Source organism: Vibrio sp. 1249-1, assembly GCF_033340495.1.
The window spans coordinates 1-790 of record NZ_JAWOWJ010000389.1 but is presented as its reverse complement, the minus strand read 5'-3'; the positions used below and the strand labels follow the sequence as shown (position 1 = coordinate 790).

The following is a 790-nucleotide window of genomic DNA, read 5'->3' as shown; positions in this document are numbered from 1 at the left end:
CGTTGAATGCCATGATTCAACCGACAGCCACCGCGCAGTATTTAAAGGGGTTGTAGGGTCTTATTCGAGAGTTAAACCCAAAACAGCCATGCAATCATGGCTGTTTTGGGGCCTGTGTTCACTTGGAAGGATACCAAGTAGAAAGAGCATTATGCGCGGCTGGTTTGTTTGTAGCGGTCAAAAATAACAGCAGCAAGTAATATTGCACCGCGAACGACGTATTGCGCGAATGGTGACATGTTAAGAAGGTTCATTGCATTTTCGACTGTACCCAAAATCAGCACGCCAGCAATCACGTAAGAGACTTTACCGATACCACCTTTTAGCGACACACCACCAAGGACACAGGCAGAGATAACCACCAATTCAAAGCCCACAGACGTCATAGGCTGACCACTGGTCATACGCGCCGCCAAAATAACCCCCGCCAATGCCGAGATAAAACCAGACACGGTGAAGATAATCATCTTAGTTTTCACTACATTCACACCCGCTAAGCGAGCCGCTTCTTCGTTGCCCCCAATCGCGAGCGTGTTACGACCATAAACAGTGCGATTCAGCAAGAAAGCAAAAACTCCAAAGGTAATGATCGTCAACCAAATCGGCGTTGGGATACCAATGAATGATGAGTTACCCAGTGCAAAGAAGCTCTCTTCTGTGATGCCCACCGCTTTACCATCTGAGATGATGTAGCCCAAGCCTCGTGCTATCTGCATAGTCGCCAAAGTGGTGATCAGTGCGTTGATTTGCAACTTAGCAATGACAAAACCGTTTAACAGACCAAAGGCAA

General features: G+C 47.3%; 1 protein-coding gene. It reads right to left on the bottom strand.

The features are described 5' to 3' along the window. Window positions 1-149 precede the first annotated feature (149 nt). Window positions 150-790, bottom strand: a 641-nt coding sequence (araH, locus tag R7Z50_RS26550) for an L-arabinose ABC transporter permease AraH (protein ID WP_318149618.1), incomplete at its 5' end; no start/stop codon positions are given.